At 64.4% G+C, this 11669-nt stretch carries 17 protein-coding genes; 13 read left to right on the top strand and 4 right to left on the bottom strand.

Annotated features, from left to right (window positions below; all coding sequences use genetic code 11):
• Positions 1-177 precede the first annotated feature (177 nt).
• The 8 genes from MKK55_RS28960 to MKK55_RS28925 all read left to right on the top strand — a co-directional run bounded on the left by MKK55_RS28960 (position 178) and on the right by MKK55_RS28925 (position 5429).
• Positions 178-720: a hypothetical protein gene (locus tag MKK55_RS28960; protein WP_243939148.1), complete on the top strand. Its 543-nt coding sequence runs from the start codon at positions 178-180 to the stop codon at positions 718-720.
• 61 nt (positions 721-781) lie between these two features.
• The gene (locus tag MKK55_RS28955) at positions 782-1294 is read left to right on the top strand and encodes a hypothetical protein (RefSeq protein WP_243939147.1); all 513 of its coding nucleotides are present in this window, start codon (positions 782-784) and stop codon (positions 1292-1294) included.
• A gap of 118 nt (positions 1295-1412) precedes the next feature.
• Positions 1413-2429: a hypothetical protein gene (locus tag MKK55_RS28950; RefSeq protein WP_243939146.1), complete on the top strand. Its 1017-nt coding sequence runs from the start codon at positions 1413-1415 to the stop codon at positions 2427-2429.
• A 2-nt stretch (positions 2430-2431) separates the two neighbouring features.
• Complete coding sequence (locus MKK55_RS28945) at positions 2432-2839, top strand: hypothetical protein (protein ID WP_243939145.1); 408 nt, start codon at positions 2432-2434, stop codon at positions 2837-2839.
• Positions 2839-3117, top strand: a complete 279-nt coding sequence (locus tag MKK55_RS28940; protein ID WP_243939144.1) for a hypothetical protein — start codon at positions 2839-2841, stop codon at positions 3115-3117. The genes MKK55_RS28945 and MKK55_RS28940 overlap by 1 nt, the downstream gene beginning before the upstream one ends.
• A 193-nt stretch (positions 3118-3310) precedes the next feature.
• Complete coding sequence (locus MKK55_RS28935; RefSeq protein WP_243939143.1) at positions 3311-3964, top strand: ParA family protein; 654 nt, start codon at positions 3311-3313, stop codon at positions 3962-3964.
• Positions 3961-4248 (top strand): ribbon-helix-helix domain-containing protein, encoded by a 288-nt coding sequence (locus MKK55_RS28930; RefSeq protein ID WP_243939142.1) that lies wholly within the window; start codon positions 3961-3963, stop codon positions 4246-4248. The genes MKK55_RS28935 and MKK55_RS28930 overlap by 4 nt, the downstream gene beginning before the upstream one ends.
• 137 nt (positions 4249-4385) lie before the next feature.
• Positions 4386-5429 (top strand): site-specific integrase, encoded by a 1044-nt coding sequence (locus MKK55_RS28925; RefSeq protein ID WP_243939141.1) that lies wholly within the window; start codon positions 4386-4388, stop codon positions 5427-5429.
• Positions 5430-5437: 8 nt separating this feature from the next.
• On the opposite strand, the gene MKK55_RS28920 is transcribed toward MKK55_RS28925, so the two are convergent.
• Positions 5438-5689 (bottom strand): invasion associated locus B family protein, encoded by a 252-nt coding sequence (locus MKK55_RS28920; protein WP_279596417.1) that lies wholly within the window; start codon positions 5687-5689, stop codon positions 5438-5440.
• Between the two features lie 85 nt (positions 5690-5774).
• Positions 5775-7460: a methyl-accepting chemotaxis protein gene (locus MKK55_RS28915; RefSeq protein ID WP_243939150.1), complete on the bottom strand. Its 1686-nt coding sequence runs from the start codon at positions 7458-7460 to the stop codon at positions 5775-5777.
• 280 nt (positions 7461-7740) lie between these two features.
• On the opposite strand from MKK55_RS28915, the gene MKK55_RS28910 reads away from it, so the two are divergent.
• Both MKK55_RS28910 and MKK55_RS28905 read left to right on the top strand, forming a co-directional pair.
• Positions 7741-8127 carry a hypothetical protein gene (locus tag MKK55_RS28910; protein WP_243939139.1) on the top strand — a complete coding sequence of 129 codons (387 nt, stop codon included), beginning with the start codon at positions 7741-7743 and terminating at the stop codon, positions 8125-8127.
• Between the two features lie 41 nt (positions 8128-8168).
• On the top strand, positions 8169-8804 hold the full coding sequence (locus tag MKK55_RS28905) for a hypothetical protein (protein ID WP_243939138.1): 636 nt from the start codon (positions 8169-8171) through the stop codon (positions 8802-8804).
• 229 nt (positions 8805-9033) lie between these two features.
• Here the strand turns inward: MKK55_RS28905 and MKK55_RS28900 are convergent, their stop codons facing one another.
• Positions 9034-9213, bottom strand: a complete 180-nt coding sequence (locus MKK55_RS28900) for a hypothetical protein (RefSeq protein ID WP_243939137.1) — start codon at positions 9211-9213, stop codon at positions 9034-9036.
• Positions 9214-10212: 999 nt separating this feature from the next.
• On the opposite strand from MKK55_RS28900, the gene MKK55_RS28895 reads away from it, so the two are divergent.
• Positions 10213-10446 carry a hypothetical protein gene (locus tag MKK55_RS28895; protein ID WP_243939136.1) on the top strand — a complete coding sequence of 78 codons (234 nt, stop codon included), beginning with the start codon at positions 10213-10215 and terminating at the stop codon, positions 10444-10446.
• On the opposite strand, the gene MKK55_RS28890 is transcribed toward MKK55_RS28895, so the two are convergent.
• Positions 10443-10784, bottom strand: coding sequence for a hypothetical protein (locus tag MKK55_RS28890; protein WP_243939135.1), 342 nt, complete (start codon positions 10782-10784; stop codon positions 10443-10445). The genes MKK55_RS28895 and MKK55_RS28890 overlap by 4 nt on opposite strands.
• Here MKK55_RS28890 and MKK55_RS28885 point away from each other — a divergent pair.
• Both MKK55_RS28885 and MKK55_RS28880 read left to right on the top strand, forming a co-directional pair.
• On the top strand, positions 10770-11174 hold the full coding sequence (locus MKK55_RS28885; protein WP_243939134.1) for a hypothetical protein: 405 nt from the start codon (positions 10770-10772) through the stop codon (positions 11172-11174). The genes MKK55_RS28890 and MKK55_RS28885 overlap by 15 nt on opposite strands.
• Entirely contained in the window at positions 11171-11593 is a 423-nt protein-coding gene (locus tag MKK55_RS28880) for a hypothetical protein (RefSeq protein WP_243939133.1), read from the top strand. Before MKK55_RS28885 ends, MKK55_RS28880 begins: the two co-directional genes overlap by 4 nt.
• The last annotated feature ends 76 nt before the right edge of the window (positions 11594-11669 follow it).

Here is an 11669-nt window from a genome sequence, read left to right as displayed (position 1 = left end):
CGCCACGGCGCTGCGCAGGTCGGCCGCTAGCGCAGGAGCCCGGCGAGCTACCTGGCGCCGGCTCCGCAAGGGGTGCGCCCGCCCCGGGGGCGTACTGCCGCCCCGGCCGACCTAACCGGCACCGCCTCCCCCTTCTTCTCGACCGCCTGCCTGCACGAGCCCTTTGGAGCCCGAACGATGTCGCACGTCCATTTCCCCGAGTTCAGCCAGTCCGCTCGCACCGTCGTCCTCGAGGCGGAGAGCATCCCCTTCCATGCGGATCCCATCCTCGCGGCGATCGACCGCCATAGCGAGGCGTGGAGCGTGTTTCAGGTCGCCCCCAACGGCGAGACCGCGATGCGCGCCGAGGACGATGCGGACGCTGCTCTGATGGCGCTGCTCGGCACGCCCTGCGCCACCCGCGCCGGTATGCTCTGCCTCGTCCGTCATCTGCGCTGGTTCGCTGCCGAGGAAGCGTCGAACGCTACCAGCCACGGCGACGCCTGGGCCATCGCACAGGCCCGTGAAAGCGACCTGTCCCGCTGCCTGGGCGTGGAGCCGGTCCAGCGCCTGCCCCTGGCTCTGCCGTCCGGACGGCTGATCGGGCCGACGATCGACCTCCGCCCGGCGCCGACGCCCGCGCGTCTCGCGCGCACCTTGGCCGTGGGTGCCGAGTTGCTGGCCGCCGTGGCGATCATTGGCGGCGGCGCTGTCCTCACAGGCCTCGCTTCGCTGCTCTGAGTAACCCGCCGATCGCAACCCATTCGGTCTATCGAGCTATCAAGTTAAGGAGACCACTTCCATGCGTGCAATCAAGCTACTGCAACGTGATCCTGCGAAGCCGACCCTGCGCGAACGGTTCGCGTTGATGAAGGCCAAGGCTGCGGGCCTCACGGCCGAGACAAGCCAGGGCCGCCGCGCGATGCTGGCCGGGTCCGTGGCCGCTGCGCTGCCGTTGCCGGCGCTCGCCGCTACCGTCCAGGTCGGCGACCGCGAGGCCGCATTCCTGGCGCTCGCCCCAAAACTCCTGCCGCTGATCCGCCGCGTCGGCCCCGCGCAGGCCGAGGCCCATCGCCTCTACAGCGCCGGGGATGCTGCGGCCGGGGATTATCCGGGCTGGACCCGTGAGGACACCAGTGCGGTCGATGCTTGGAGTGAGAAGGCCAAGGCAACACGGGACGCCAACGGATATTCGGAGGCGTGGACCTCGGCGAACCATCTCTGCATCGCCCTCGCGCGTCTGGCCGACCCCTACATCAACGAGCCGATGCAGACCCTTCCGGGTATCATGCTCAAGGCCGCGCTCAGCATGTGAGCCGCAGGCCGAGGCGGAGGCACAGCCCAGCACGGTAGACGAGCTTTGTGCGGTTGCGGAGCGCGAGCGCGAGGCCGCAGAAGCGGACGCCCTGAACGACGTGAGCCTAACGAGCGCAGTGTCCTCGGATCTGCGGGCCGCCATCGTGCGGCACGGCGAAGTCATGCAGGCGACGCAGCTTCGATACAACGAGACCGACGAGGAGTTCGACCGCGACGCCGCTGCACAGATCGAGGCCGAGTATGCCGTTGCTCACGCACCTGTTCGGACGCTGGCTGACCTCCGCGCCAAGCTGACGTACCTTGTGCCGATCATCATAGGCGACTTGGCCGATCATACGCACGGTGGGCACCTAACTGCGTTTCAGGAGGATGCGGACCGGCTGTGCCGTCAGGGACTGCCTGCGGGAGGCGGTGCCGCCGATCCCATCCTCGCGGCGATCCATGAGCACAGCGAGGCGCGAGCGGCTTTCACGGCATCCTGCAACCTAGCTGACGAGGTGTGGCGGAAGGAACATGGGCTGGACACGTCCGACGTTGCGATGGTGCCCGCGCGTGCGACGTGGGAAGCCGCTGGCGCCGCAGACACGAAGGCATGGAACGCGGTCTTTCAGACGCCTCCGACGACGCCCGCGGGCCTTGTTGCAGTGATGCAGCACGCCCAGCGCTGGGCGTCAGAGATGGACGGCGTGCATGGCGCTACGGCTCTCGGCGACATCCTCGGGGCCATCGCCGCGAACGCCGAGCGGCTGACGCTATCTCCGCTGGCCGACGAGCCCACCGAGACCGACGAGGAGGCGCAGATCCGGCTGGCGGCAACGCCTTTCACACCCTCTGACCTTCACGGCCCTTGTCCGGTGCCGTCCAACGCGGATTGGATCAGGGATGCGACCGTGACGCTGCCGTGGCTTCGGCATGGGTTCGTGATGGTCTGCTCAAGCCGGGAGCAACTGGCGGACTTCCTGCGCGATCAGCCCGAGAACGAGTTTCACGACCTGATCGCCGGTCTCGGTGTCGCACAACGCAACCTCGCACAGATGGCTCGCCTCGCCGGTGAAGCCCTGGAGCGGGTCACGATTGGAATGGCGATCCTGGCCGAGGAAGAACGACTGTCTGACAAGGGTGGAAAGGTCTGACCATGAGCAACGTCCTCACGTTCACCCCCCGGCCCAAAGTAGCTGTTCCCGTCGAGCCGGAGCCGATGGCGGAGGCGGAGGTTCGCGCCCGTCTCGGCGAGGCCCTGAAAACCGCCCTCGATGCCGCAGACCAAATCATCGCCGTTCTGGACCGTATAGACGGGGACGCGGGCGCCGAGGACGCTGGCGAGGCGGAGCCGGCTCCCATCGTGGCCGAACGAGTCGGCGCGCAGGTTGTGTCCCTGCGCGGGCCTGCTGTGGATCTCCGGCCCTCCGCGCCGGAAATCGTTCTGCAGGACATGCCGGCCGATCCCGACGTGCTCCCGTTCGCCCCGCTCCCGTGGCGCGGCGCTGGCAACGTGGTCGCTGCGGCTGGCGTGGCGCTTCTCAGCATGGTCGGGGGTCGCTGATGCCGACCGCCCTCCCCATCTCGGCCGGGCCTCGGCTGACGCTGCAACAGTCTGCCCGCTTCGGCTGGCTGATGATGCGGGAACGCTACCTGATGCGGCGACTGCAGCGAGCGGCACGGCGACAGGATCGCGTCGGCGTGGATCGCGGCGGCGGACGCCTGCTGCACTTCACCCGGCGCTGGCTCGCCTGCCACGCTGAGATTGCCGCGCTGCTCGGCGAGCCGGAGCGCGAGGATGCCGCTGCGGTGCGAGCCACGTTGGCAGGGTGCATAAAGTAACCCTCATAACCTGTTGTGAAGTCTCTATAATCCTAACTTGCTATCAAGATTGCGAGCCCGCGACATTGCTCCTGGGCTCGCAATCGTTCGTTCAGGATTGCTCGCCATCCTGTGCGCTCGGGATCGGATTGACAGCGTAGCTTGCGGGCTAGATGCGTCGAACGCTCACGGTCTGGATTGCGAGGTATCCCGCGTGCAAGTCATTACGATCGCGGCCCGGAAGGGTGGCGTCGGCAAGACCACCCTTTCCATGCACCTCAGCGTTTTGGCTTCGACGCCGGGCGCACCGGCCCTGTTGCTGGATACGGACCCGCAGCGGTCCCTTGCGTGGTGGCACCGGCTCCGCGAGGCCGACGTTCCAAACCTGATCGAGGCCGATGCGCGCGAGCTGCCTGAATTGATCAAGGCGGCTCGGCGAGAAGGGGTCGGCCGGGTCATCATCGACACGCCCCCGCACGCCGAGGACTCAATACTAGGTGCAATGCGGGTTGCCGATCTCGTCGTTGTCCCCACGCGGCCCGGCCCCCTGGATCTCGCCGCGGTCGCAACCACGCTTGGATTAGCAGAGCGCGTCGGCAAGGTGCCGCTAGCCGTCATCAATCATGCGCCGCCGCGTACCGGCTCGGGCGAGCCATCAATCGTTGCCGAGGCGCGGGCCGCGCTGATCGGAATGGGCGCCATCGTTGCTGAAACCGTCGTCGCCAACCGCGTGAGCATGTCTCATGCGATCCTCACGGGTTCGACGGTCAATGAACATGAGCCCGGTGGGAAGGCTGCTGCCGAAGTCGAGGCGCTGTGGCGCGAGATCGACGCCCTACTGTCCACCCCTGCGAGGAAGTCACGATGAGCGCCGCAAAGCCCCGCCCGACCCTTGATAGCCTCGCCAGCCGGTTCGCTCGGAAGGATGCGCTGGCCGCAGGTCCGCAGGAGACACCGGAAGCTGCCGCTGCCGCCCCTGCATCGGCGGCGTCCCCGCGCGAGGCGGTGAAGGACAGCCGCGTGCAAATCCTGACGCGCGTGGATGCTGCGACCCGGAAGCGCCTCAAGATGATAGCGGTTGAACAGGACCGGACCATTCAGGACATCTGCGAGGAAGCCATCAGGGATTTCGTCGCTCGCCATAGCAAGTGAACGGGACCACGCGACCGCTCGCTATCCTGCTATCAAGTCCACACGATCCCTTGCCATCGGCGCATCCAAGCTGTAACTTTCGATAATAGTTCTTCTCGAAAGTATCGAAGGGGGCAGGTCGGAAGGCCCGCGAAGAAATGAAGCCCGAGCTATATCCGGCCGTAAGCCGCCAGGTTGGCGACACACGCGAGGCAGGCGCGGGGTATCTCCATAACGGGGACACCTTGCCCGCCGAAGCCGCCGCGATCGTCCAGGCGTATCAGCGGGCGAGCAAGGCCGACGCGACGGTGCGGGCCTACACGGCGGATGCCCGCGTGTTTCAGGACTGGTGCGCTCAGTACGGGTTCCGGTCCCTGCCGGCGACGCCTGAGGCCGTGGCGGGGTTCCTCGTCCATGAAGCCGAGGCGGGGCGGTCTACCTCGACCATCGGCCGGCGCTGCGCTGCAATCCGGTACGCGCACAAGCTCGCCAGCCAGCCGGACCCAACCGACGATGAGGGCGTGCGCGCCGCGTCCAAGGGCATTCGACGGCGGATCGGCACGGCTCCGGTCCAGAAGGCTGCCGCAACCGCCGACATCATGGCCGCGATCCTGATGCGGACCCCGGACACCATGACGGGCAAGCGCGACCGCGCTCTGCTGGCGCTCGGGTTCGCGGGCGCCTTTCGCCGGTCCGAACTGGTTGCGCTCGACGTGGCCGACCTCCGCGAGGACACCGAGGGCCTGCGCGTCATGGTCCGGCGGTCGAAGGTCGATCAGGAGGGGCAGGGGTTCGAGAAGGCGATACCGCATGGCCGCTTCATTCGGCCGGTTGCCTTGGTGCACGAATGGCTCGACGCGGCCGGCATCACGGAAGGGCCCCTGTTCCGGCCCGTGTCGCGATCAGGGAACGTGCGCCGCCGGGGTTCGGCGGAGGATGTGGGAACCGAACCCCCGGAGCCTCGCCTGACCACGCAGGCCGTCGCCGACATCGTGAAGCGGTACTGCACAGCGGCCGGGCTCGACGCCTCGACGTTCGGAGCGCACTCGCTACGGGCTGGCTATATCACATCGGCGGCCGAGCGCGGCGCCGACCTCGCCCGGATCATGGATCAATCGGGACACCGCGACCCGCGCACGGTGGTCGGCTACATCCGGCGCGCGAACGCCTTCAAGGGGCACTCGGGAAGTGGGTTTCTCTAAACCGAAGCCTACGTCGGTTCCTTGGCTAGCGCGTCGAGGGCCTGAGCCAGCCCGCGGAACGAAAGCGGGATGGCGACCTCCTGGCCGGTGGCGTTCTTGAAGGTGATGCGGCCGGAACAGTTCGTGCCTCGCGAGCGACGCAGCGCATCCTCCCGCACGCTCGCCCCTGCAACGCAGCCGCTGGGCAGGCAGCGACGCGACGCCAACTCGAAGCCAACCGTGTCCTTCTCGTTGATCAACACCCGTACGCTGCCCGGCAGGGCAACGTCGGGCAGCGGGATGAGGGGAGCTGGGAGATCGAATTACAGTAGTTCGGTCCCGAGTGTCTTGAGCCACAGTTGCTTCCTAAGCAGCCCGCACGGTAGCGAGGAAGCGCCCCACCTCGGCAGCGAGGGTCTCAGCCTGACGCGACAGCTCAGACGCTGCGCCCAGCACCTGGCTCGCCGCAGCTCCCGTCTCCTCCGCCGCACCCGCCACGCCGGCGATGTTGCTCGTGACCTCGCCAGTTCCCATCGCCGCTTGGCTGACGTTGCGCACGATCTCCTGTGTTGCAGCGCCCTGCTCCTCGACCGCCGCCGCGATGGACGTTGCCACGCTGCTGATCTCCTGGATCCGCGCGGCGATGCCACCGATCGCCGTCACGGCTTGACCGGTGGACGCCTGGATGCGTGCGATCTGTCCCGAAATCTCGTCAGTCGCCCGCGCCGTCTGCGACGCAAGCTCTTTGACCTCGGCAGCGACAACCGCGAAGCCCCGTCCAGCCTCACCAGCCCGCGCCGCCTCGATCGTGGCATTCAGCGCCAACAGATTGGTCTGGCCAGCGATGGTGGAGATCATGCCGACCACGTCGCCGATGCGCGATACGGCCGTGCTCAACTCCTGCACCAAAGCGCCGGTTTGATCGGCCTCGGTGACAGCTTGTTGCGCGAGCGCTGCGGAGCCATCGACCTGGCGGCTGATCTCCTGCACGGACGATCCAAGCTCCTCAGCCGCCGCAGCGACCGTGTTGACGTTCGTAGCAGCTTCCTCGGCCGCAGCAGCCACTGTCGTGGACTGGCTAGCGGTCTCGGTTGCGGTGGCGGTCATGGTCTGGGCCGTGGCCTGCAGCTCGGTGGCCGAAGACGAGACCATGCCGATGATGCCGCCGACCGCCGCCTCGAGGCCGTCGGCCATCTGACGCATCCCGGTCTTGCGCTGCTCCTCGGCGGCGAGACGCGCCTGCGCCGTATCCGCCTCTAGCTGGCGAGTGCGGATCAGGTTGTCCTTAAACACCTGCACCGCCGCCGCCATTGCGCCGATCTCGTCGCGACGACGTACCCCAGGGATGGAAGTTGAAGCATCGCCGGATGCTAATTTACCCATTGCAGTCGTCATTTTCTCGATCGGTCGAGCGATGCCTAATATACTGAATATGATTGTTCCGAGAGACGCAATAAGGGTCAGTCCCATAGTCGAATAGGCTAATAATACGGCTGATGCGGCGTTATTAAGTCCCTCTACGGTACTGGCCTTTGCTCCATCCTTATTTAGAGCTACGTCTTGCTGCAATGCTTGTGTAGCTGTTGCATTCAATTTTCCCATCGCAGGGCTTACCATCAGAGATAAAGCCTCTGCTTTTTTGTTTTCTTTCATAAACATAACAATTTGCTGCTCTTGCAGTTCGTATTGTCTCCAGATCGATAAGAATTTATCGTAGAGTTCTTTCTCCTGAGCAGAGCTTATTAGTTTCTCATATGATGCTTGAAGGTCTGATAACCGTTTTTTGCTATCGCTGAGGGCTGCTTCGTTTTGATGAAAATCATCTGCCGAGTCTGAGGCAACAACAAAGCGATACATCTTTACGCGAAAATCCCGCGTAGCAGTATTTATTTCTTGAATTAAGTTCGTGGACGGCAACCAGTTGGTAGAAACGTCAGTCATATTAGCCTGAATGCTCGATAGCTTTGCGATACCAATCGCACCCTGACCGAGAGTAACAACCGCAAGGAACCCAATCGAACCCAGCAGAACCGTTTTTAGCGATAGGCGCATATCTGAACTCAGGAGCATACGAATTGCTGAAGCGGAAGTCATTATGCCGCTATATTTGGTTAAGCATCTATTAACAAAATAATAGCTTGTGCACAACAATTTGTCAAACGGTGCAATGACCCGCAATTTAATATCATGGGCCATTTTCAAACGAGAGATTTGTATTTCATAGAAGCGAGCCATTTATAGAAGTTTTCTTCAAAAAATCTACTTTTGCAAGGCGGTGGAACGATGTCTGCGGGTCCGCGATTGGGTGTTCCGAACTTGTAAGGAGCCCCCTGTGCATCGCCACCTGACCTCAGTCGCCTTTGTGACGCTCGCGCTGGCGGGCTCGGCAGTCGCCCAGACCACAGTCACCGGCAACCCGGCTCCCGACGCGAAATCAAGCGGCAAGTCCGGTGGTCAGGAGGCGGTTACACGTCCCAACACCGACAAGCCCGATGTCAATCACCCGGGGACAACCCGTGCGGCGACGAACGCCAAGCTGGAAGCAGGGGCCAACAGCTTCACGGAAAATGAAACGCATAAGCGCCTTGAAGATGCTGGCTACAAGGACGTGAAGGGTCTGAAAAAGGACGACAAGGGCATCTGGCGTGGCGACGCGATGCTCAACGGAAAGCCGGTCAAGGTCGGGCTCGACTTCAAAGGCAACGTCGCGGCTCAGTGAGCGCGACTGCCGGTTCTCTCGATCACATCAGGACACTCATCATGGCACAGCAAACCATTACCGCTCTTTTCGATGATTACGATGCAGCCAGCGCAGCCGTGGCTAAGCTTGAGTCGACTGGCATCCCGCACGGTGACATCAGCGTCGTCAGCAACAACGAGAAAGACCGCCACGCAGGTCGTGTCGGCGTTGGCAATCATGCCGGTACAGCGGATAAGGCGGAGAAGGCTGCAGGCACGGGTGCATCGCTCGGTACGGTGCTAGGCGGAGGAGCCGGCCTGCTTGCCGGTCTCGGCCTACTCGCCATCCCCGGCGTTGGACCAGTGGTTGCCGCCGGTTGGCTGGTGGCCACGCTGACGGGCGCCGGCATCGGTGCGGCTGCAGGCGGGCTCGTCGGCGGGCTGACGGGTGCCGGCCTCAACGAAGCCGACGCACACACCTACTCGGAGGGCGTCCGCCGTGGCGGAACACTCGTGACGGTGCGGGCTGATGAGGCTCATGCCGTAGCGGCAATGAACATCCTCGAAGAGCACGGCTCCATCGATGTCGACGAGCGTTCCAAGGGCTGGCAGTCGGAAGGTTGGACTGCTCCGACGGCGACCGCGACTGAAACGCCTGCGGCAGGGCTTGCCGATGGTCGGACGCGGGTCCGGGCCTATCCGACCACCTCAGTCTGAGTGACAAACCCTGCCGCTTTCTCACATGAGCGGCAGGGGCTCCGCCTCAATGCTCCGTGACATGCCGCGCTGCCCACTCGTCTGCCGTCAGTTCCGGGCCGGTGACGCAGAGCACGCCGTTCGCGACGATGTCGAAGGGGGCAGTATCACCATCATTAAAAGTGCCGCCGCGGTTGCCAATTCCGGCGGCACTCCGAAAGCTGTTGCCAGCATCACCGATCCTGCATCGTCAATCCGGTATCTCGGCCGCTAGCCAGAAGCAGTCGTCGATCGGTTTGGTGTAGCGGAGAGGCGCGGCGTTCTTACGGACGCTTTTCGAGGCCTGAGTAAGCGCATCCTCGATCGGTGCGCCCTCGATCATGAGCAGGATTGTTTCGCTGATGATTTCGGATCGAATATCGTCGGGCAAGCTCGTCGAGACGGCGCACGTCACAGTCGCTAGCAAGTCGTGGCCGTCCCCCCTCGGAGAAGCGGTCGCTAAAACTGATCCGCTTGGTCGTACCGGTTCAGGTTGCTTTGTCGCCTGGCGTATCGCCCGGGTAGTCCTACGACTGGATTTCGCCCGACGCCCTTGATCGTGGAATGCTGCCGCACAGGGCGAAACGTTGCGACCAGTAGGCGGGGAGCAAAATTTTTGAGGCTTGCTTCTCCAGACTCGGGTAGGCTTACCGCACTGCAAGCACGCCGGCTCCTGTAAAGGGCTCTCCCCAATTGCGACGCAGGATACTTTTGCCGAAATGGCGGCTTTCGCGGCTTTGGCCTTGGCCCTCGCACTCTTTCTTATCTCTTCGACACGCCGGTCTCGAAAACGGGCCGCACAGGTGTAACCAGCGTCGGTCTTAGGAAACGAACAAAACTTCTGCGGCCTGCCTTGCCAGATCCGTGTCGGCTTCCCGCAGAACTGGCATTTCGGTGGTTCAACTGGCTCGAACGGGGGCGCGTCTACGGCCCCCGCTTGCGCCGGCCCTCTCGCTGGTTCTGCCACCGCAGGGGCAGACACGGGCGCGAAAGTCCAAAGAGCCCGGAGCCCCGCAGCGTCTGCGGCGTGCGCCTTTGCCATAGCTGCCTGATAGGCCATTTGCTGTTGCGCCACGGCGGCCCACCGCGCTGCACGAGCAGCTTCCTCTTCAGCGGATTGAATAAGCCAATTGGCCTCAATTGGATTGCGAGGCATCATAACCGAAAGCCCTCCCATGTGGTGAGGGTCTTAGGATGCGATACTCAGTCGATATCGGCCATGACAGCCGTATGCTGTTCTAATCGTAGCGAGGTAACCTTGGGCACTGGCATGCTGCGCCGGACATTTGCCGGAGCCGTGAGGTGTCCAGTGACGCACTTTGGAGCTGATTTGAGACTTGAAATGTGATCTGCCGTTGCCGAGTGGGCGCGGTTAGATCACGTTGAGGGGATGGCGCCGAACGATCGTCCAGCGAATGAGAACGGGAAGCCGGTCGCGCCACGCTCGATGGCCGACCGGGTTGAGTTCGTCGTCTCGATTGTCTTGATAGCCGCGTGGTGCATTGCCGCTTGGTTATACTTGAAGCCGGAAGGATGGACGGCAATCGCGATCGGAATTACGATTGCCTTTGTCAGTTCCGTCGCCGCCGCCCTCTATCGCCTCGTCGTCCACGGGCGGGCCTAGGGCAGCATTCCGGCCCGCTGCGGCGCACGTCCCCGCAGAAATTCATCGAGCTTGTTGACGGGCGCGTTGTCGTTCGTTGGCGCCACGGGCCCGCGGTTATAGACAGGGGCCGCGGTCTCGGGCGCCACGTCGCTGACGGCGCCGAAAAGCCGGTTCACGGGTCCGGCCTGTGCGGTGCCGAGCGCACGGTCGATCAGGCGGTTGGACAGCCCTTCGGACCGCAACACCGAACTAGCGAGACGGCCCGCGCCGAACCCGGCCGCTGCGCTCGCCATCGCAGGCCCGGCGATGCCCGGTGCAAGGTTGGCAAGCTGCGGGGCGAAATGGTTGAGGCCCATCGCGGCACCCGCCGCACCGCCGGCCATCTGCCCAGCCTGCGTGAGCTTGGTCAGGGTATCCTTCGCTGCGATCCGCTCGGCTGTGCCCGAGGATGGCGGCTCTTTCAGGAAGCGCTGCCCGATCCGGGCAAGCTCGCCGAGGTCGCCACCACCCGTGTAGGCAGCGCGCGGACCGGAGTCCCGGCCGATCCGGTGCCGGTGTTCAACGCCATCGCCGACGCGGCGGCGACCGCTGAGGCGTACAGCCGGACCGCCCGCGAGTTCGCAGACCTCGGCGACGTGAGGGGCGTGCTCTACGCCGTGCGTTGCGCCAGCGCGGCAATCTTGTCCGCAGCCGACCTTACCGGCGAGCTGCGCCCCTCCCGACAGAACGGGGGGCAGCAGGCATGACCATCCAGCTATCCCGCCAGCAGCGCCGCACCATGCAACGGCTCGCCAACGAGGCTGACAAGGCAATCGAGGGCGACCGCCGATTTTTCGCTAGGCACCCGAGCCGGGAATACCGCGTCCGCCTAATTAGCAAGGCCGAGCAGAGGCAAACCGAACTCATCGAGGGCGGAACCTTCAACCTGACGGCTGCCACTCCGGCCGCCTTCATCGCCCTCAAACAGGTCGCCCCCGGCGTCCGCCTCAAGGTCGTCGTCTTCGGCCCCGCCGAGGCGATTGGGGAGGAGCTTGGCGAAGCCGACGCGCGGAATGTCTTCGAGGGGTACGCCGACAAGCACCCCCAGATCCGCGCGCAGGAGCGGATGATGCGGCTGGCTATGGCCCGGCCAGACAGCCCCTACCGCGACGGGGGTAAGCCATGACCCGCACCTGTCCGAGCTGCGCCGCGTGGCGCCCGTGGGGAACGCAGCGCGTCTCCCGCGGGGACGGCCCTGTCAC

The organism is Methylobacterium sp. J-059, from assembly GCF_022829485.1.
Lineage (GTDB): Bacteria > Pseudomonadota > Alphaproteobacteria > Rhizobiales > Beijerinckiaceae > Methylobacterium.
The sequence above is the reverse complement of the archived record's forward strand: the minus strand, read 5'-3'. Positions and strand labels throughout refer to the sequence as shown.

Bases quoted from the DNA above. Each gene is read 5' to 3' on its own strand.
- MKK55_RS28960 (WP_243939148.1), top strand. From the start codon at position 178: ATGTCGCACGTCCATTTCCCCGAGTTCAGCCAGTCCGCTCGCACCGTC.
- MKK55_RS28955 (WP_243939147.1), top strand. From the start codon at position 782: ATGCGTGCAATCAAGCTACTGCAACGTGATCCTGCGAAGCCGACCCTG.
- MKK55_RS28945 (WP_243939145.1), top strand. From the start codon at position 2,432: ATGAGCAACGTCCTCACGTTCACCCCCCGGCCCAAAGTAGCTGTTCCC.
- MKK55_RS28940 (WP_243939144.1), top strand. From the start codon at position 2,839: ATGCCGACCGCCCTCCCCATCTCGGCCGGGCCTCGGCTGACGCTGCAA.
- MKK55_RS28930 (WP_243939142.1), top strand. From the start codon at position 3,961: ATGAGCGCCGCAAAGCCCCGCCCGACCCTTGATAGCCTCGCCAGCCGG.
- MKK55_RS28925 (WP_243939141.1), top strand. From the start codon at position 4,386: ATGAAGCCCGAGCTATATCCGGCCGTAAGCCGCCAGGTTGGCGACACA.
- MKK55_RS28915 (WP_243939150.1), bottom strand. From the start codon at position 7,460: ATGCGCCTATCGCTAAAAACGGTTCTGCTGGGTTCGATTGGGTTCCTT.
- MKK55_RS28905 (WP_243939138.1), top strand. From the start codon at position 8,169: ATGGCACAGCAAACCATTACCGCTCTTTTCGATGATTACGATGCAGCC.
- MKK55_RS28895 (WP_243939136.1), top strand. From the start codon at position 10,213: ATGGCGCCGAACGATCGTCCAGCGAATGAGAACGGGAAGCCGGTCGCG.
- MKK55_RS28885 (WP_243939134.1), top strand. From the start codon at position 10,770: ATGGTTGAGGCCCATCGCGGCACCCGCCGCACCGCCGGCCATCTGCCC.
- MKK55_RS28890 (WP_243939135.1), bottom strand. From the start codon at position 10,784: ATGGGCCTCAACCATTTCGCCCCGCAGCTTGCCAACCTTGCACCGGGC.
- MKK55_RS28880 (WP_243939133.1), top strand. From the start codon at position 11,171: ATGACCATCCAGCTATCCCGCCAGCAGCGCCGCACCATGCAACGGCTC.